Annotated in this window: 12 protein-coding genes; 5 read left to right on the plus strand and 7 right to left on the minus strand. The window is 68.7% G+C overall.

Annotated features, from left to right (window positions below):
- Positions 1-138 precede the first annotated feature (138 nt).
- Positions 139-504, minus strand: a complete 366-nt coding sequence (locus ACV4UZ_RS05355) for a c-type cytochrome (RefSeq protein WP_491599885.1) — start codon at positions 502-504, stop codon at positions 139-141.
- 133 nt (positions 505-637) lie between these two features.
- Here ACV4UZ_RS05355 and hrpB point away from each other — a divergent pair, with 133 nt between their 5' ends.
- A complete protein-coding gene (hrpB, locus tag ACV4UZ_RS05360) occupies positions 638-3,133 on the plus strand; it encodes an ATP-dependent helicase HrpB (RefSeq protein ID WP_491599886.1) in 2,496 nt (831 codons plus the stop codon).
- Between the two features lie 311 nt (positions 3,134-3,444).
- Positions 3,445-4,455 (plus strand): IS30 family transposase, encoded by a 1,011-nt coding sequence (locus ACV4UZ_RS05365; protein ID WP_491599453.1) that lies wholly within the window; start codon positions 3,445-3,447, stop codon positions 4,453-4,455.
- Positions 4,456-4,662: 207 nt separating this feature from the next.
- Here the strand turns inward: ACV4UZ_RS05365 and ACV4UZ_RS05370 are convergent, their stop codons facing one another.
- Together ACV4UZ_RS05370 and ACV4UZ_RS05375 are read right to left on the minus strand one after the other, a co-directional pair.
- Entirely contained in the window at positions 4,663-5,112 is a 450-nt protein-coding gene (locus ACV4UZ_RS05370; protein ID WP_491599887.1) for a response regulator, read from the minus strand.
- Positions 5,113-5,114: 2 nt separating this feature from the next.
- Entirely contained in the window at positions 5,115-6,758 is a 1,644-nt protein-coding gene (locus tag ACV4UZ_RS05375) for a sensor histidine kinase (RefSeq protein ID WP_491599888.1), read from the minus strand.
- 412 nt (positions 6,759-7,170) lie between these two features.
- Between ACV4UZ_RS05375 and leuA the strand changes: the two genes are divergently transcribed.
- The 3 genes from leuA (at position 7,171) to ACV4UZ_RS05390 (ending at position 12,521) form a co-directional block, all read left to right on the plus strand.
- Positions 7,171-8,829 (plus strand): 2-isopropylmalate synthase, encoded by a 1,659-nt coding sequence (leuA, locus tag ACV4UZ_RS05380; RefSeq protein WP_491599889.1) that lies wholly within the window; start codon positions 7,171-7,173, stop codon positions 8,827-8,829.
- A 205-nt stretch (positions 8,830-9,034) separates the two neighbouring features.
- The gene (locus ACV4UZ_RS05385; RefSeq protein ID WP_491599890.1) at positions 9,035-10,717 is read left to right on the plus strand and encodes a methyl-accepting chemotaxis protein; all 1,683 of its coding nucleotides are present in this window, start codon (positions 9,035-9,037) and stop codon (positions 10,715-10,717) included.
- A gap of 118 nt (positions 10,718-10,835) precedes the next feature.
- Entirely contained in the window at positions 10,836-12,521 is a 1,686-nt protein-coding gene (locus tag ACV4UZ_RS05390) for a monovalent cation:proton antiporter-2 (CPA2) family protein (protein ID WP_491599891.1), read from the plus strand.
- A 133-nt stretch (positions 12,522-12,654) separates the two neighbouring features.
- On the opposite strand, the gene ACV4UZ_RS05395 is transcribed toward ACV4UZ_RS05390, so the two are convergent.
- The 4 genes from ACV4UZ_RS05395 to ACV4UZ_RS05410 form a co-directional block, all read right to left on the minus strand.
- Positions 12,655-13,227, minus strand: a complete 573-nt coding sequence (locus tag ACV4UZ_RS05395) for a tyrosine phosphatase family protein (RefSeq protein ID WP_491599892.1) — start codon at positions 13,225-13,227, stop codon at positions 12,655-12,657.
- Positions 13,224-14,918, minus strand: coding sequence for a nif-specific transcriptional activator NifA (gene nifA, locus ACV4UZ_RS05400; protein ID WP_491599893.1), 1,695 nt, complete (start codon positions 14,916-14,918; stop codon positions 13,224-13,226). Before nifA ends, ACV4UZ_RS05395 begins: the two co-directional genes overlap by 4 nt.
- Positions 14,919-15,071: 153 nt before the next feature.
- A complete protein-coding gene (locus ACV4UZ_RS05405) occupies positions 15,072-15,659 on the minus strand; it encodes a hypothetical protein (protein ID WP_491599894.1) in 588 nt (195 codons plus the stop codon).
- A gap of 78 nt (positions 15,660-15,737) precedes the next feature.
- Positions 15,738-17,933 carry a helix-turn-helix domain-containing protein gene (locus ACV4UZ_RS05410; protein ID WP_491599895.1) on the minus strand — a complete coding sequence of 732 codons (2,196 nt, stop codon included), beginning with the start codon at positions 17,931-17,933 and terminating at the stop codon, positions 15,738-15,740.
- Between the last annotated feature and the right edge of the window lie 394 nt (positions 17,934-18,327).

Consider the following 18,327-nt stretch of genomic DNA (forward strand, 5'->3'; position numbering starts at 1 on the left):
GGGATCTTTCAGCCTGAAGCGGTGGCCGGTCTGGCGTGAAGATCCTTCGCTGCGCTCAGGATGACATCTGCTGCAAAAACAACGCCGCCGCCCCGTTTGCCGGGGCGGCGGCGCCAAGGCCCTGGAAAACCGGAAGTCTTACTTCACGGTCTTCAGATAGGCGATCACGGCGGCCAGGTCCTCGGGCTTCTTGATGCCGGCGAAGGCCATCTTGTTGCCGGGGATCGCGCCCTTGGGATCGGCCAGGTACTTGGTCAGGCCGGCCTCGTCCCAGGTCATGCCCGAGTTCTTCATGGCGTCGGAATACTTGAAGGTGGCTTCGCCGCCGGCCTTGCGGCCGAACACGCCGGCCAGGCTGGGGCCAACGCCGTTCTTGCCGGCTTCGACCTTGTGACAGGCCTTGCACTGGTTGAAAGCGGCCGGGGCCTCCTGGGCGGAAGCGGCAAACGGGGCGGCGAGGAGGGCGGCTCCGAGGACGAGGCCCAGCTTCTTGGTGTTGAGCATCAGAATCTCCAATTGCGCAGGTATGGATGAGTGGCGCGATGCGTCCCTTATCCCCTAGGATTGTGTCGATTTCAAGAGGTTCAGGCCTGCCTTTGGTCTAAAGTTCGGCGGCGCGATCGTATAAGTACGAAAAATGCATGATTTACCCATAGATGCGGTCGTTCCGGAAATCCGTGACGCCCTGGCCTCCTCCCACGGATTGGTGCTGCAGGCCCCGCCGGGGGCGGGCAAGACCACCCGCGTGCCGCTGGTCCTGCTGGACGAGCCCTGGCTGGCGGGAAAGCGCATCCTGATGCTGGAACCGCGAAGGCTGGCGGCGCGGGCCGCCGCCTCGCGCATGGCCGCCTCCTTGAGCGAGCAGCCGGGCGAGACGGTGGGCTGGCGCATCCGCTTCGACTCCCGCATCGGCCCCGCCACCCGCATCGAGGTGGTGACCGAGGGCATCCTGGGCCGCATGATCCAGGACGACCCGTCGCTGGAGGGCGTCGGGCTGGTGATCTTCGACGAGTTTCACGAGCGCTCGCTGTTCGCCGATCTCGGCCTCGCCCTGGCGCTGGAATGCCGTCAGGTCTTTCGCGACGACCTCAAGCTGATGGTGATGTCGGCGACGCTCGACGGCGGCCCGGTGGCCCGGCTGATGGGCGACGTGCCGGTGGTGACCAGCCAGGGACGCGCCTATCCCGTGGAGACCCGTTTCCTCGCCCGGCCCGAGCCCCGCGCCTTCATCGACGCGGTGGCCGCCGCCGTGGCCCGCGCCCTGGACGAGGAGGAGGGCGACGTGCTGGTCTTCCTGCCCGGCGCGGGTGAGATCCGCCGGGTGGAGGCCTTGCTGGCCGAGCACCGGGCGGCGCGCGGCGTGCAGCTCGCGCCGCTTTACGGCGACCTGTCGCAGGAGGCGCAGGACGCCGCCATTCGCCCGCGCCGGGACGGCGGACGCAAGGTGGTGCTGGCGACGGCCATCGCCGAGACCTCGCTGACCATCGAGGGCGTGCGGGTGGTGGTGGATGGCGGGCGCATGCGGGTGGCCCGCTTCGATCCCGGCTCGGGCATGACCCGGCTGGTGACCCTGCCGGTGTCCCGCGCCGGCGCCGACCAGCGAAGGGGCCGCGCCGGGCGGCTGGGGCCGGGGGTGTGCTACCGCCTGTGGTCCGAGGCCGACGACCGCGCCCTGTTGCCGTTCACCGCCCCCGAGATGGCCGAGGCCGACCTCGCCCCCCTGGCCCTCGACCTCGCCCAATGGGGGGCGGGCGACGCAGGCGCCCTGGCCTGGCTCGATCCGCCGCCCGCCGCCCATCTGGCCCAGGCCCGCGAACTGCTGACCGAGCTGGGGGCGCTGGACGGGGATGCGCGGATCACCGCTCACGGCAAGGCCATGGCGCGCCTCGGTCTGCATCCCCGCCTCGCCCACATGGTGCTGAAGGGGCGCGACCTGGGTCTCGGCGGCCTGGCCTCGGACCTCGCCGCCTTGCTGGAGGAGCGCGACGTGCTGCGCCCGGGGCGCGAGGCCCGCGACGGCGACATCCGCCTGCGCCTCGACGCCTTGCGCGGCGAGGAGCGGGGGCTGCCGGTGGATAAAGGTGCGTTGGCCCGCGCCCGGCAGGCGGCCCGCGACGGCCGCCGCCGCCTCGGCCTCAAGGCGGGGGAGCAGCAGGGCGAGCGCGGCGACGCGGGCCTGCTGCTGGCCTTCGCCTATCCCGACCGCATCGCCCGGCGGCGGCCGGGGGGCGAGCCGCGCTACGCCATGACCGGCGGCGGCGGCGCGCAGTTCGCCTCGCACGAGCCCCTGGCCGCCGAGGAGTGGCTGGTCCTGGCCGAGACCGACGGCGACCGGCGCGAGGCCCGCATCTTCCTGGCCGCGCCGCTCACCCTGGCCGACATCGAGACCCAGTTCGAGGCCGACATCCGAGCCGAAACGGTGTGCCGCTGGGACGGGCGGGACGAGGCGGTGCAGGCCCGGGCGCGCCGCGTCCTGTGGTCGCTGGTCATCGAGGACAAACCGCTGAAATCCGCCGATCCCCAGGCGCTGGCCGCCGCCATGGCCGAGGGTGTGCGCCAGATGGGGCCGACCTGCCTGCCCTGGACTCCCGATCTGGAAAGGCTGTGCCAACGCGTCGCCTTCGCGCGTGGGCTGGAGCCGGACGCGGGCTGGCCCGATCTGTCCGAGGCGGCCTTGCTGGACGGGCTGGAGGCGTGGCTGGTGCCCTATCTCGCCGGCATCACCCGGCGCGCCCACCTTACCCGGCTCGACCTGGGGGCCGCGCTTTCCGGCCTGCTGTCCTGGGAGCAGAGGAAGCGCCTGGACGAACTGGCCCCCACCCATGTGGAGGTGCCGTCCGGCTCGCGGGTGCCCATCGACTATTCCGGCGAGGCGCCGGTGCTGGCGGTGCGGCTGCAGGAGATGTTCGCCTGCGCCGAGACGCCCCGCATCGGCGGCGGCAAGGTGCCGCTGCTGCTGCATCTGCTGTCGCCGGCCCGGCGTCCGGTGCAGGTGACCCGCGATCTCGCCAGCTTCTGGGCCAACGCCTACCGGCAGGTGAAGGCCGACCTCAAGGGCCAGTATCCCAAGCATTGGTGGCCCGACGACCCCATGCAGGCCGAACCCACGGCCCGGGCCAAGCCGAGGAAATAGGGGGGGTAAAACGGCGAGCGTCAAATACGAAACGCGATGTCATGCTGAGTGCAGCGAAGCATCTTTCAGTCCAGGGCGGTTGCCGCAAGTGCCTGAAAGGCCCTTCGCTTTGCTCAGGGTGACAATCCGCCTCTGATTCGACGCTCGATGCTTTAACAGGCTGCGGAATAACTCGCCTGCCACTCCATTTACCCGTCACTCCCGCGAAGGCGGGGGTCCATGTTGACACAATTTGGCGGCATCGACACAAGATGCAGTTGGCTGATGCATGGATTCCCTAAGCTCACGATCGAAGTGCAACACCCGCTATAATGGGTGCTGCGATGGGACAACGATACAATCAGCTCAGTCTGGATGAGCGGTGCGAGATTTACCGTCTGCATGCAGACGGTAAATCTCGGCGAGCCATTGCCCGGGCCTTGGGCCGGGCGGCGTCAACAATCAGCCGAGAGCTGGAGCGCAACAGTGGCGCCCAAGTCGGCTACAAGGTGGATTGGGCGATGATCCAGGCCCGCGCCCGGCGGCGGCGCAAGCTTTACAAACTGGAGCGCTCGAGCGCGCTCAGGAAACTGACCTTGGACGGCCTTGCGATGGGATGGTCCCCGGAGCAGATCGCCGGGCGGCTCGAGCTTGAGCAAGGTAGGCCGGTGATCAGCCACGAGTCAATTTACCGCTACATCTACTGGCGCGTGAACAGCCACAAGGACTATCTGCACCGGCTGCTGCCGCGCGCCAAGTTTCAGCGTGGCTGGCGTGGCCGCAAGGGCGGCAGCTCGGTGCATTTCATTCCCCAGCGAGTGCCGGTAGCCGAGCGTCCCGCCGAGGTCGCCGACCGGCGCCAGACCGGCCACTGGGAAGCCGATCTGATGCTGTTCTCCCGCTATCGCCAAGCCGTCCTGGTGGCGCACGAACGTAGCTCGCGCCTGCTTCTGCTCCGGCATCACCTCAGCAAAGCCGCCGAGCCAATCGCCGACAGCCTGACCGCCATGCTGCGGCGATTTCCTGCCGAGCAGCGCCGCACCATCACCTTCGATAACGGCTCTGAATTCGCGGCCCATCGCCGCCTGAAGACAAGGCTTCGCATGAAAACCTATTTCTGCGATCCCCATAGCCCCTGGCAGAAGGGCGGCGTCGAGAACGCCATCGGGCGAATGCGGCGGGGACTGCCGCGAAAAACAGATCTCGCGGCAGTTTCCCAGGCCGATCTGGACGACCTGGCCATGGACTACAACCTCACCCCGCGAAAGTGCCTCGGATATCGAACTCCGCTTGAGGCTTTCCTCGGAAAAGCCATCGATCTCGGTGTTGCACTTGAAATGTGAGTCCATCTTCCCGCTTTCGCGGGAATGACGACGTCTTGAGACGAGTTTTTCCGCACCCTGTTAAAACGGCGAGCGTTAAATACGAAACGCGCTGTCATGCTGAGTGCAGCGAAGCATCTTTCAGTCCGGGGCGGTTGCCGCAAGTGCCTGAAAGGCCCTTCGCTTTGCTCAGGGTGACAATCCGCCTCTGATTCGACGCTCGATGCTTTAAGGCCGGTTGACCGGCAGGCGCATCAGGCCGAACCAGTATTCCAGGATGCCCTGGATGGACTCGAACAGGGCATCCACGTCCACCGGCTTGGTGACGAAGCCCGAGGCTCCGCTGTGATAGGCGGCGGCCACGTCGCGCTCGGCGTCCGAGGTGGTGAGCACCACCACCGGCAGGTCCTTGAGATCGTTGTCGGCCTTCATCTCGGCCAGCACCTCGTGCCCGCTCTTGCGCGGCATGTTGAGGTCGAGAAGGATCAGGTCGGGCAGCGATGGCGCCCCCTCCTGGGCCAGTTCGCGCAGGCGCTTCATGGCCTCGACCCCGTCGGGAATGTGCTCGATGCGGCAGGTGAAGCGGCTGCTGGCGAAGGCGGCCTTGACCAGGCCGGCGTCACCCGGATCATCCTCGACCAGCATGACCTTGAATTGCTGCTCGTTGGCTTCGGTCACAATCACTCCATTCGGACGTTCACGGACTTTGGCGGTGCCGTCGGCAGGATGAGGGAGAAGGTGCTGCCCTCGCCCACGGCCGAACGGACGCGGATGGTTCCGCCCAGATGTTCCACCATCTTCTTGGCGATTGCCAGCCCCATTCCGGTTCCGGGATGGGCCGCCCGCGAGTGAAGGCGCTGGAAGACCCCGAAGATGCGGTCGAAATAGGCCTCCTCGATTCCGATTCCGTTGTCGGTCACCTCGATGATCTGGAAGGCGCCCTCGGCGCGGGCGGACAGGCGGATCACCGGGGGGCGGCCGGGCGAGGCGTACTCGATGGCGTTGCCGATCAGCGCCACGAAGACCTCGGCCAGCCGGTGGTGGTCGGCCCACACCATGGGCAGGGGGGCGGCCTCGATCACGGCGCCGGCCTCGCGGATGCGTCCGTTCAGCTTGCGCCGGGCGATGGTCAGCGCCTCGGCGGCGTCGATCCGGCGCCGGGGCAGGGGGGCGTTGTTCTCGCCCAGATAGACCTGGACGTCGTGCAGCAGGCTCCGCATCAGCCGGGCCGCCGTTCCCAGCCCGGTCAGCCAGTGGCGCTGTTCGTCGGTCAGCTGTGGCGACAGGCCCCGCTCGACCAGCTGGCTGAAGGAGAGGATCGAGCGCAGCGGCTCCTGCAGGTCGTGGGCGACGATGAAGGAAAAGCGCTCCAGTTCCCGGTTGGCGGTGGTCAGGTCGCGGGTGCGGCTTTCCACCAGCCGCTCCAGCGTCTCGCGGCGCCGCAGCGCGATCCAGGCCAGGCTGAGCAGGCCCAGGCCGATGATCAGCAGGCCGAAATAGAGCGCGGTCATTTCCGCCTCTCCCTCCACGGCCGCCTTCCAGCCGCCGGTCGGCGCCAGGGCGAATTCCCAGTGTCCGTCGGGCAGGTCGATACGGACCGCGACCGGATCGCGGTCGAAAGCCGCCCCATCGCCGCCCACCGGGGTTCCCGCCGCCGTGCGCAGCCCCCAGGAATAGCCCTCCAGGACGCCGATGCGGCTGGATTCCAGGATGGGGGGGATGGAAAAGACCATGCCCACCGCGCCCCAGGGCTGCTCGCCCGTGAAGACCGCCTGGCGGGCCAGCAATCCCATGCCGCCCTGGATCATCTCCAGCGGTTCGTGGACCGTCAGTTCGCGCGTCTGGATGGCCCGCCTGACCGCCTCGGCGAAGCCCGGCCGCTTGTCCTCCAGCAGATGGTGGCCCACCACCTTCAGGTTGCCGGGATCGACGGGATGGACCAGGCGCACCACGAAGTCGGGAGCCACCGACATGTTGCGGATGCCGGGAACCTGCTGGTAGGAGGAGGCGGCGAAGACCGGAAATTCCCGCTCGATCTCGCCCGGCTGGTTCTCGGCGATCTTGACGGTGACGAAGGCCGCCAGTCCCCGCACCAGGGCCAGGCGCTGGTTCAGCGCGTTGGTCAGCGCCCCCGCCGAGGAAACCGCCAGGGCCGAGGCTTGGCCCCGCAGCTGGGCCTCGCGGTAATTGCCGTAGACGTCGGCGATCCAGGCGGAGACGGCGGTCCAGGCGGCGACGATCAGCGCCAGGGTGGCCGCGGCCCTGTAGGTCCGGGCCTTCGGCTCGTCCGGAGAGTGCAGTTCCTTGGCGCCGTCTGCGGGCATGGCCGGTCCGTCGGTTCCGGGCTGGATCAGTTTGGAGCGAGTCTAGCCTATTCCCGTCGCCCGCGACACGTCCAAATATGGCCGACGTATTATGACTTGACCGCAATCGGTTGCATCGGGCAGTGTAGCTCCATGATGACCGACGCGAACAACGCCCTGCTGCTGCTATCCACCCTGGAATCGTAAGGACGGTTCCGGGTTTTCGTGGTTTCAGCCTTCGGGTCGGGTTCGCTCACATGTCTCACTCCTCCTCCTCTTCCCCTTCGGTTCGCGCTCCGGCCTTGGCCGGCCTGCTGCTGCTGCGACTAACCTGCGGCCGTCGGGCATAGGTCATTCGCGGCCGCCCGGCGGCCGCAAATCCCGGCCGCGCTTCCCATATCAGCAGCAATGACCGAACAAGGAGGACCAGGCCATGATGCCTGCCGCCAGCACCAAGTACCGCCCCTATCCCGCCATCCGCCTCGCCGCCCGCCGCTGGCCCGACGCCGCCATCACCACTCCGCCGGCGTGGTGCAGCGTCGATCTGCGCGACGGCAACCAGGCGCTGATCGATCCCATGGGCTCGGACCGCAAGATGGCCATGTGGAAGACGCTGGTGGGCATGGGGTTCAAGGAGATCGAGGTGGGCTTCCCCGCCGCCTCGCAGACCGATTACGACTTCATCCGCCTGTTGATCGAGGGCGGCCACATTCCCGACGACGTCACCATCCAGGTGCTGGTGCAATCGCGCGAGGACCTCATCCGCCGCACCTTCGAGGCGCTGGACGGCGCGAAGCGCTGCATCGTCCACATGTACAATTCCACCTCCGAGGCCCAGCGCCGCATCGTGTTCGGCATCGACCGCCAGGGCTGCGTCGAGCTGGCGCTCGGCGGGGTGAGGCTGATCCGTGAACTCTCGGCGGCGCGCAGCGGCGGCGAGGTGGTGTTCCAGTACTCGCCGGAAAGCTTCACCGGCACCGAGCCCGACTTCGCCGTCGAGATCGTCGAGAAGGTGGCCGAGGCCTGGGGCGCCGCGCCGGACCGCAAGATGATCTGCAACCTGCCCGCCACGGTGGAGATGTCGACGCCCAACATCTACGCTGACGTCATCGAATGGTTCTGCGCCACGGTCAGGAACCGCGACTCGCTCATCGTCTCGGTCCATCCCCACAACGACCGGGGCACCGGGGTGGCGGCCGCCGAACTGGCGGTGATGGCCGGGGCCGACCGGGTGGAGGGAACGCTGTTCGGCAACGGCGAGCGCACCGGCAACGTGGACATCGTCACCCTGGCGCTCAACCTCTACACCCAGGGCGTCGACCCGGGCCTCGACCTCTCGGACATCGACACGGTGCGCCGCACCGCCGAGCATTGCACCGGCCTGCCCGTCCATCCCCGCCATCCCTATGCGGGAGAGCTGGTCTACACCGCCTTTTCCGGCTCGCACCAGGACGCCATCAAGAAGGGCTTCACGGCGCGCCGGAAGGGCAACGACCCGGTGTGGGAGGTGCCCTATCTCCCCATCGATCCGGCCGACGTGGGGCGCAGCTACGAGGCGGTGATCCGCATCAACAGCCAGTCGGGCAAGGGCGGCATCGCCGCCGTGCTGGAGCGCGACCACGGGCTGGAAATCCCCCGGCCGCTGCAGATCGACTTCGCCCGCGTGGTCCAGGCCATGGCCGACAAGGCGGGCCGCGAGCTGGATTCGGCCGAGATCATGCAGGCCTTCTCCCAGACCTACTTCCAGGACCGGCCGCTGGAACTGGTGGAATACGAAACCCATTCCGAGGGACGGAACGGCGGGCGGGCGCTGTCCGCCACCATCCGCGACGACGGCGTGGAAAAGCGCATCGAGGGCAAGGGCAACGGCCCCCTGGACGCCTTCATCCACGCCCTGGACAGCGGATTGGGCCGCAAGGTCAAGGTCCGCTCGTACCACGAGCACGCCGTGGGCGCCGGTTCCGAGGCCCAGGCCGCCGCCTATGTGGAGATCGCCGGCGAAGGCGGCGCCTCGGTCCATGGCGCTGCGCTGGATTCCTCCATCACCATGGCCTCGCTGAAGGCGGTGGTGAGCGCGTTGAACAGGGAATGACATTGAACAGCCGGAGCGGTGTGCATTGCCGCTCCGGCGTCTCTTATACAGAAGGTAAATGGTCATTACACGGTGTTTATATGTATTAAGTATGTAAAATCTGTTGACTCTCTCCTTGCATGCGCCCAACCTCAGCCGTGTGAAGGCTTGGGCTGGTTCTCTTAAAGGGTGCCGGCGGCCGCCATACTCGGAAATGGAGGGCCACATGGCGGGACGGTTGCGTATCGGGGTGAAAATCCAGCTCCTCATGGGCGTGATGGCCGCCGTCGCCCTGGGCATCGCCGCGCTGGGCCAGTGGGCCATCGCCACGTACGACGCGCGCACCGACGCCATTCTCGACGCCTCGCGCCGCGCCGATTTTGGACAGAGGGCCGGTTCCGCCATCTACGCCGTGGTGATGGATTCTCGCGGCATCTACATGTCGCGCAGCGCCGACGAGGTGAAGAAATTCGCCACCCCCATGATCAAGAGCCTGGATGCTTTCGAAAAGCTGGCGAAGGACTGGCGGGCGGCGGTGCCCGCATCCCAGTCGGCCGAGTTCGCCAAGCTGGAGCAGGAGCTGACCAGCTTCATCCGTTTCCGGCGTGAACTGATCCGCCTCGGCCTGGAGGAAGGAGCGCCATCCGCCCGGGTTTTCGGGGACAACGACGCCAACCGGACCAACCGGCAAAAGCTGGGCAAGCTGGTGGACGAGTATTCGGCCGCCGCCGGGCGCGAGGTGGAAGAGCACCATCTGGCCATGGACGTCTTCGCCGAACGCCTGAAGTCGGGCCTTCTGCTGGGCGCCCTCGCCACCCTGGTCCTCGGCGGGCTGGTGACCGCCATCCTGGTGCGGCGCTCGGTCACCGGACCGCTGGGCCGGGTGGCGGAGGCCACGAGGCGCATGGCCGAGGGCAATCTCGACGATGCCGTGGCCGGCGCCGATCGCGGCGACGAGACCGGGGAGATCGCTCGCGCCCTCCAGGTGTTCCGCGACAACATGCGCCGGGCCCGCGACCTGGAAGCCGCCGCCCTGGCCGAGCAACGGGGCCGCGCGGAGCGGGCCGAGCAGCTGGAGCAACGCACCGCCGTTTTCGACCGCACCGTCCAGTCGCTGCTGGGCGACGTGGGCGAGGTGGTGCGCACCGTCTCCTCCACCGCCGACAACCTGCATCACAACGTCGACGACGCCGGCCACGAAAGCGCCTCGGTGGCCGCCGCTGCCGCCCAATCGGCCGCCAACGTGCACGAGATGGCGTCGGCCACCGCCCAGTTGCAGTCCTCCAATCACGGCATCACCGAACGCATCCGCGAGACGACGGCCATCGTGCGCGAAACGGTGGACGTGATGGAATGCGCGGGGGCGACCATGGCCACCCTGGACGACGGCGCCAAGCGCATCGGCGAGGTGGTCAGCCTGATCACCGACATCGCCGCCCAGACCAATCTGCTGGCCCTGAATGCCACCATCGAGGCGGCCAGGGCGGGCGAGGCGGGCAAGGGCTTCGCCGTGGTGGCGGGTGAAGTGAAGAACCTGGCCAACCAGACCGCGCGCGCCACCGACGAGATCGGCCGCCATGTGGCGGCCATGCAGGACACGGTGAGCCAGGTGGTCGCCGCCAATCGGCGGGTGACGGATTCCATCACCCGCATGGACGCGGTGGCCGCCTCGGTGGCCTCGGCGGCGGTGGAGCAGGCAAGCGTCACCGATTCCATCCTGCTCAACGCCCAGGAGGCCGCCAGGGGCGGACAGGCGGTCACCGACAGCATCTCCACGGTGTCGCGGCAGGTAGAGGCCAGCGGCGCCCTGGCCGGCGACCTGGCCGGCATGGCCCATGCCCTGTCCGATCGCGCCCAGTCCCTGCGCACCGCCATCACCGGCTTCCTGGCCGACGCCAAGGCCATCTGATACCGGCGGCTCGATGACCGCCTGTGGCGGCAGCGAAGCAGATTGGCCCGCGATCGCCGTTTGCGGAGCGGCGGAGGCCCCCTATACTCGGCCGGTCCCGGGTCGGAAGGGGGAGCGCGTGCACGGTTCGGAAGCGTTGTTCGATATCTTGTCGCTGCTGCTGGCGGCGGTGGTGCTGGTGCCGCTGTTCCAGCGCTTCGGCATTCCCTCGGTGCTGGCCTATCTGGCGGCGGGCATCGTGCTGGGACCCTATACCCCCGGTCCGGTGGTGGACCTGGAGGTCACCCGGCAGCTGGCCGAGTTCGGGGTGGTGTTCCTGCTGTTCGCCATCGGCATGGAATTGCCCCTGTCGCGGCTTCGCACCATGCGGCGTTACATCCTGGGGCTGGGACTGGCCCAGGTGGCGGTCAGTACGGCCCTGATCCTGGCCATCGCCCTCCATTTCGATCTGGACGGCGATGCCGCCCTGGTGATCGGAGTCACCCTGGCCTTCTCGTCGACGGCAACGGTGCTGGCCATCCTGGTGGAGCGGGGCGAGGCGGTGGCCCATCACGGGCGCATCGCCGTGGCGGTGCTGATCTTCCAGGATCTGGCGGTGGTCCCGGTGCTGGTGCTGCTGCCCCTGCTGGTCGGTGACGAGCTCCATGTGGGGGAGGCTCTGCTCCTGGCCGGGGGCAAGGTGATCCTGGTCATGGCGGTCATCTTCCTGATCGGGCGCTTTCTGCTGCGCCCCGCCTACAGTTTCATCGCCAGCGCCCGCAATCCCGAGGTGTTCACCGCCGCCAACCTGCTGCTGGTCCTGGCGGTGGCCTGGGCCACCGGCGAGGCGGGCATGTCCATGGCGCTGGGCGCCTTCCTCGCCGGTCTGCTGCTGGCCGAGTCCCGCTACCGCCATCAGGTCGAGGCGGATATGGAGCCGTTTCGCGGCCTGCTGCTGGGCCTGTTCTTCATGACGGTGGGCATGTCCATCAACCTGCCTTTCGTCGCCGAGCGGCTGGGGCTGGTCCTGGGGCTGACCGTGGGGACAATGGCCGTCAAGGCCGCGGTTCTGGTGCTGTTGTGCCGTGTGATGAAGGTCGGCTGGGCCGACGGGCTGCGGGTGGGCTTCCTGCTGGCCCAGGGCGGCGAATTCGCCTTCGTGGTGTTCGGCCGGGCCATCGAACTGACGATTCTCGACGGCGGGCTGGGCCAGGCCCTGGTGGCCAGCGTGGCGCTGTCCATGGTGCTGACACCGGTCCTGGCCGCCCTGGGCCGGGGATTGGCCCTCCGTCTGGCTCCGGCCGAGCGCGGCGGCGACCCCATTCCCGATTCGGCGAGCCATCTCGCCGACCACGTGATCATCGCCGGCTATGGCCGGGTGGGGCGCGCCATCGCCCGTCTGCTGGCCGAGCACGACATTCCCTTCATCGCGCTCGACATGGATGCCGACCGGGTGGCGGAGGCGCGCGCCGCCGGTATTCCGGTCTATTTCGGCGACGCCGGGCGAACCGGCATCCTGCGCTCGGTGGGGATCGGCCAGGCGCGGGCGGCGGTGATCACCGTCAACGAGGCCCGTCAGGCCGAGCGCGCCATTTCCTGCATCCGCCAGACGGCGCCAACTCTGCCCATCGTCGCTCGCGCCCGCGACCGCGCCCAGGAGCAGGTGCTGGGTGAGATCGGCGCCACCGCCGTGATCCCGGAAACGGTGGAGGCCAGCCTGCAGATGGCGGGATCGGTGCTGCGCCAGGCGGGAATCGACGACGAGGCGGTGGAAAAGAGCCTCAAGGGCTATCGCAGCCGGCGCTACGGCCGGACCCAGGAGTGAGGGGGGCGGGATACCCGCCACCATCCCTCATGTCATGCTGAGCGGAGCGCAGCATCTTTCAGCTTGAGGCGGTTGCCGCAGGTGCGTGAAAGCCCCTTCACTGCGTTCAGGGTGACAGGTCAGGTCCGCCCGCTCACTCCTCCGGCGGGACCTCGGCGGCGCGTTCGCTGGCCCGCAGATAGGGCATCTTGTCGGGATGCAGGCGGGCGATTCCGTGATGGTGCAGCCGCATGGCCTCCACCAGGGCGCCCTGGCGCCCCAGCATGTCGTCGGCCATGCGCACCATGCGCGAATTGGGCCACGAGAAGGGCCGGATGGCCGCCAGATGGGCGAAGGCCTCGGCCTCGCGGCCGGGATTGTCCTGGGCCATCAGGATGATGGCGGTGGCGGTCGAGCGCGAGATGCCCATGTGGCAATGGATCAGCAGATGCTCGACCACGTCGGCCTTCAGCCCGGCGCCGTATTCCAGGATGGCTTCCACGTCGCGGCCGGTGGCGTGGGTCTGCCCCTCCTGCGGATTGACGATGTCGTGGAAGCGCCAGATGGTGCGGGCATGGGGCGGATAGAGGGCGAAGTGCTCGGGGTCCGGCCATTCGGGATCGAGGATGGTGACCACGTGGCTGATACCCGCCCCGGCATGCCGGGGCAGCTCATCGATGCCGCAGATGGTCAGCGGAAAGGGCAGCAGCGGGGATTTGGGGATCACAATTGCCGGATCTCGATGTTGTGCTTCTTCAAGGCATAGCCGATCTGGCGCGGAGTGAGGCCCAGCAGGCGGGCGGCCTTGGCCTGGACCCAGCCGCAGCGTTCCATGGCCTGGACCAGGCGGTCGCGCTCGGACAGGTCGTCATCGTCGGGGGGGGGCTCGGCGGCGACGGGCACCGGCGGCGGCGGGGACGGCGCCGGCGCGGCGGCGGGCGGCGGCACGACCAGGGGGCCGGTGGGGACCGGAATGGGGGCGCTCAAGGTCGGCGCGGCCTTGTCCGTGGGATTGCGCTTGTGCCACAGGGTCGAGGACAGGCAGGTGTCCTGCTTGCACGACAGGTCCATCTCGTCGATGACCTCGCCCTTGGTCATGGTGGCGGTGCGGTAGACGCAGTTCTCCAGCTCGCGCACGTTGCCGGGGAAGTAACATCGCTGCAGCGCCTCGAGGGCATTATGCGAGAAATTCAGGGCGCGGCCGTTTTCCTCGTTGAACTGCTTGAGGAAGTACATGGCCAGCAGCGGAATGTCGCCCGAGCGCTCGCGCAGCGGCGGCAGGAAGATGGGCACCACGTTGAGGCGGTAATAGAGGTCGGCGCGGAACGAGCCGTCGGCCACCCCGGCTTCCAGGTCGCGGTTGGTGGCGGCGATCAGGCGGACGTCCACCTTGACGGTCTTATTGCCGCCGACCCGCTCGAACTCGCCTTCCTGCAGCACGCGCAGCAGCTTGGCCTGGAAGTTGGCGGAAATCTCGCCGATCTCGTCCAGGAACAGGGTGCCGCCGGTGGACAGCTCGAAGCGTCCCTTGCGCTCGGCCACCGCGCCGGTGAAGGCGCCCTTCTCGTGGCCGAACAGCTCGGATTCCAGCACGCTTTCCGACAGCGCGGCGCAATTGACCTTGATGAAGGGCTTCTGGGCGCGGGCCGACAGGATGTGGACGGCGCGGGCCACCAGTTCCTTGCCGGTGCCGCTTTCGCCCCTGAGAAGGATGGTGGCCTTGGTGGGCGCCGCCTGCTGCACCTGGGCGAAGACCCGGGCCATGGCCTCGGAATTGCCCACCACGTCCTCCAGGCCGCGGATGGGCAGGACGGGGCGGACCTCGGCCATGCGCTTCTGCAGCCTGGCCGCGTCGGTCATCAGGGTCTCGCGGTCGTTGGCCAGCTTGCGGTGCAGGCTGGCGGTCTGGCCGATCAGGGTGGCGACCATGGTCAGGAAGCGCAGGTCGTGCTCGAACACGTACTGGGCGCTTTGGTCCCAGGACCGCTCCACCGACAGGGCGCCGAAGGGCTTGTCGGTGGTCTTGACAGGGACGCAGAAGAACGAGACGCGCTCGTCCTCCAGGGCGTCGTCGTTCTCGGCGATGTATTCGGCCAGCAAGGGTTCCTCGGCGGCGTCGGGCACCACCATGGGAATGCCGGTGGAGATCACCTTGTCCACCGCCGCGAACGGATATTTCAGCACCCCTTCCCGCGCCAGGCGCAGCGACATGCCGGTGACGGCGGCCAGATGGGGCTTGCCGGCCTCGTCCTTCAGCACCACGGCGCCGTGGCGCATGTTGAGATAGGAGGACAGGACATTGAGGACGTCGTGGAGCGCCTTGTCGAGATCGAGGGTGGCGCCGAGAATCTTGCTGATCTCGTAGATGCCGATCAGCGGCAGGGCGCTTTCGTCACTCTTTTGGGCCGTCATACGCATTCGTTCCACCAATTGGCCTTCGCACCAGAACAGAGCCGCAGCGACCCGCCGCGCCTCTCTCCCCCCACCTTTTCTTGATTCTAGAGTTAATTCTTAGTCCATCGGCGGGCCGCCGTCCACACCCGCTTGGGCAGCCCGGGCGGGTGGGGCGGCTCATGGCCCCATGCGCAAGGCGCCGATGGGAGCGCGGGCCTGGATGCGGAGAAAATATTCGCCCGCCTCGTCCACCCGCCAATGAATGCGGTTGCCGGCCGGTCCGACGGTGCTTTCCTCGTCCAGCACGATGTCGAAGCTGTCGGCCACCACCTGCAGGCGCAGCCGCTGGGCGGTGCTGAGATTGAGCAAGGCCGAGTGCCGTCCGGGCTCCAAGCGTCCCAGGGGCACGAACAGCCGCTGGCGGTCGGGCAGGGTGACCCGGTCCAGGGCGGCGGACCCCCAGAATCCGCCGGCGGGGATGGCCACCGGCGGGGCGGGCAGGCGGCATTCGGTCTTGAGGCGGCTCATCAGGGTCTTCAGCCGGCTGACCATGCCGTCATCCTGCCGGCCGGCATAACTGGCCACGTGGCCGGCCAGCCCTTCGCCGCCTCGTTCCGTGCGCAGCGCCATGCGGCCGCTGCATTCGCCTTCGTGGCAGGTCAGGCAGACGGCGTCGAACAGGACCACCGTGGCGACGGGCATCTCGTCGGCCGCCGCCGGGGCCGCGACCATCAGGAACAGCAGGCAGAGAAGGGCTTTGATCATGGCGGCTCTCCCCTGGGATGGAGCCATGCCGCCAGGATAAGCCCGGTCGGGGGATGGGCGAAGCCCTGAAAAGGAAGGTCAGCCCCGCTTCTTGCGCGAACGCGGCTTGGACGCCACGGCGGGCGCGCCCTGGGGCGCGCCGTCCTGGGGCGGGGGCAGCAGCATGGGGCGGCGGGGCAGCGAGGCCTCCATCACCTGCTCGATCAGCTGGGCGGTGGCCAGGACCTCGGCAAGCTTGGTCCGCAGGGTGTCGACGGTCAGCTCCTCGGACTTGCGCTTGCGGCTGGTGGTCAGCGCGCCGGCGCCGGCGGCGATGAACTTGTCCACCCATTCGTCCAGCTTGGGGCGGCTGATGCCGATGGCCTGGGCGACGGCCTCGGGGTCCTCGCCGCGCAGCACCCGCATCACCGACTGGCGCTTGAGCGCCTGGGTGATGGGCAGGCGCCGCTTCTGCACCATGGTCAGCTTGGTGACGTTCTCGGCCAGGGCCGGCGGCGGAGCGCCATCGGCCGCCGGGGCCGGCGCCTGGGCGCGGACCGGCGTGACCGCGCGCGGCGGGACGGGAATGGGGGCGGAGGCCGCCGCCGGGACCTTGGCCGCCGGCACCGGCACCGGAGCGGCCGGCTTGACCTGCGCCGGCGCCGGCGCGGGGGCCGCCGGCCGTCCGGGCAGGGCCAGATTGACCCGGCCGGTGACCGGACGCGGCGCCGGCGGGGCGGCGGCGGGCTGCGTCGGGGCCGAGGCCGCGCCGGGAGCGGGCAGGGCCAGATGCGGCAGGCTGGGCGGGATGACGGCGTTGATCGGGCCGGGCAGCCGGTTGGGGCGCAGGCCGGGACGGGTCTGCTCGCTCTTCACCGAGATGGCGGGAACCGGCGCGGCGGTATCGCCTTCGATGGAGAACGTGCGGCCCAGGGGAATTCGGCCGGCCGGGCGCGACGGGATGGTCAGCACCGCGCCGGCGCGGATGTGCTTGGGCTGCAGCCGGATGGTGGCGGGGCGCACGCCTTCGGCCGGCTGAACCGGCGCCGGCGCCAGGGCGGGAACCTGAGCCGCGGGCGCCAGGGGCGCCTGGGGTATCGGCGCCTGGGGTATCGGCGCCTGGGGACGGGGGGGCAGTGGCTGGGCGGCCAGGGGTTGCGGCGCCACCGGCGCCACCGGCGGCGGCGCGGCGTGGGCGGCGGCGATGGCCTGCTCGGCCAGTTCCGAGGCCGGCATCTTGACCGGGGTGATACGGGCCAGGGCCTGGCCCTCGCCCTCGCCGGCGGGACCGGGAAGAGCCGCCGGCTTCAGCTTCTCGAGGACCTTCTCCACCTCCTCCAGGCAGACGGTGGCGGTCTCGACGATGGGGGTGAAGCCGTGGGTGGTGACGATACGGTTGAGATAGGCGCGGGTTCCGGCGGTATAGAGCACCGCCTCGTGCCCGCCGCCCGAATCCTTGACGAACTTGCGGACGCGGTGGGGAATACGCCGCAGGATGCCCTGGCGGCGGTTGGAGAGGACCTTGAAGTTCATCACCTCGAACAGGACGTCCGAATGCCGGCCGGGATGCAGGCATTCGAACAGCCATTCGATCAGGTCGATCTCGCTGAATTCCAGGACCAGGAAGGTCTGCTGGGTCTTCTGCCAGTCGGAGATGAAGGTGCGGATGGCGTCCAGCTGCCCGGCCATCTCGTCTTCGAAGGTGACGGGGTCGAGCATGCGCCAGGCCCGGTCCGCCGCCAGCGGCCGCCGGGTCGGCAGGCCGAATTCCCGCGTCAGGCGCAGCGCCACGCCCAGCAGGGCGCGGCTCTGCACACCCGCGACGCCGTGGGCGGCGAAGCAGTCGCGCACCAGATCCGAAGCCTTGAAATCATCGACCGGCAGCGGATCGGAAAGCAGCAGCGCCAGGGTGGAAAGATCCCGGGGCAGCTCCGGGTCGCCCTTGGCGGGAAGGCCGTCCAGGGCGGCGGCGATGATGGCGCGCGCCGCGTCCTCCGACATGGCCGAGGCGCCCGTCGCGGCGGCGGCGGGCTCCCGCGGCGGGGCATGGAAGGCCATGGCGCCCCGCTGGCGGTCGCCTTCGGCCTTCACCGGGGCGAAGGTCGAGCGGACCTCGTTGACTAGGTAGGATACCCCCACCAGACCGGCCAAACAGCGGGGCAGTCGGGCCAGGCCCGACAGCGACCGCCCGAGGGTGTCGCGGCACCAGCGGATCACGCGTTCGGCCAGCAGCGAGGGGGGCAGATCGGGAGCGGGAAGGACCGAGGGAACGGGCGCCGGGGCGGTGGCGGCCACCGTTGCGGCCGGTCCGCGCCGGTGTCGCGTGGCGAGGAGGGCCAGCCGTTCGAAGGGGGTCAGACGGTGCGGAGGCCGGAATTCAGGACGAGCTTTCCTCCAGCGCGGCAACGAAGCCATGCGCTTGCTGGAAAACTTACCCTTCCGTCCGCCCTTAACCTTCATACAACATATATCCGACTGGAGGTTATTCGAACCCCACCTGTCGATTCCCCCGGGCGAGAATCCGCCGAAGAGGGAATTTCCGTCTCTACACGCTACAACAGAGATTTTAATAGTTTATGTCACGGGTGCAAATATTCCAGCCTATTCCATGAGTCTATATCGATTCCCCGTGGGATGGCGGGTGGTATCCCTGGCCGCCGGGGCGCTCAATTCGTTTGCCGGGTCTTGC

Source organism: Paramagnetospirillum sp. (assembly GCF_058402745.1).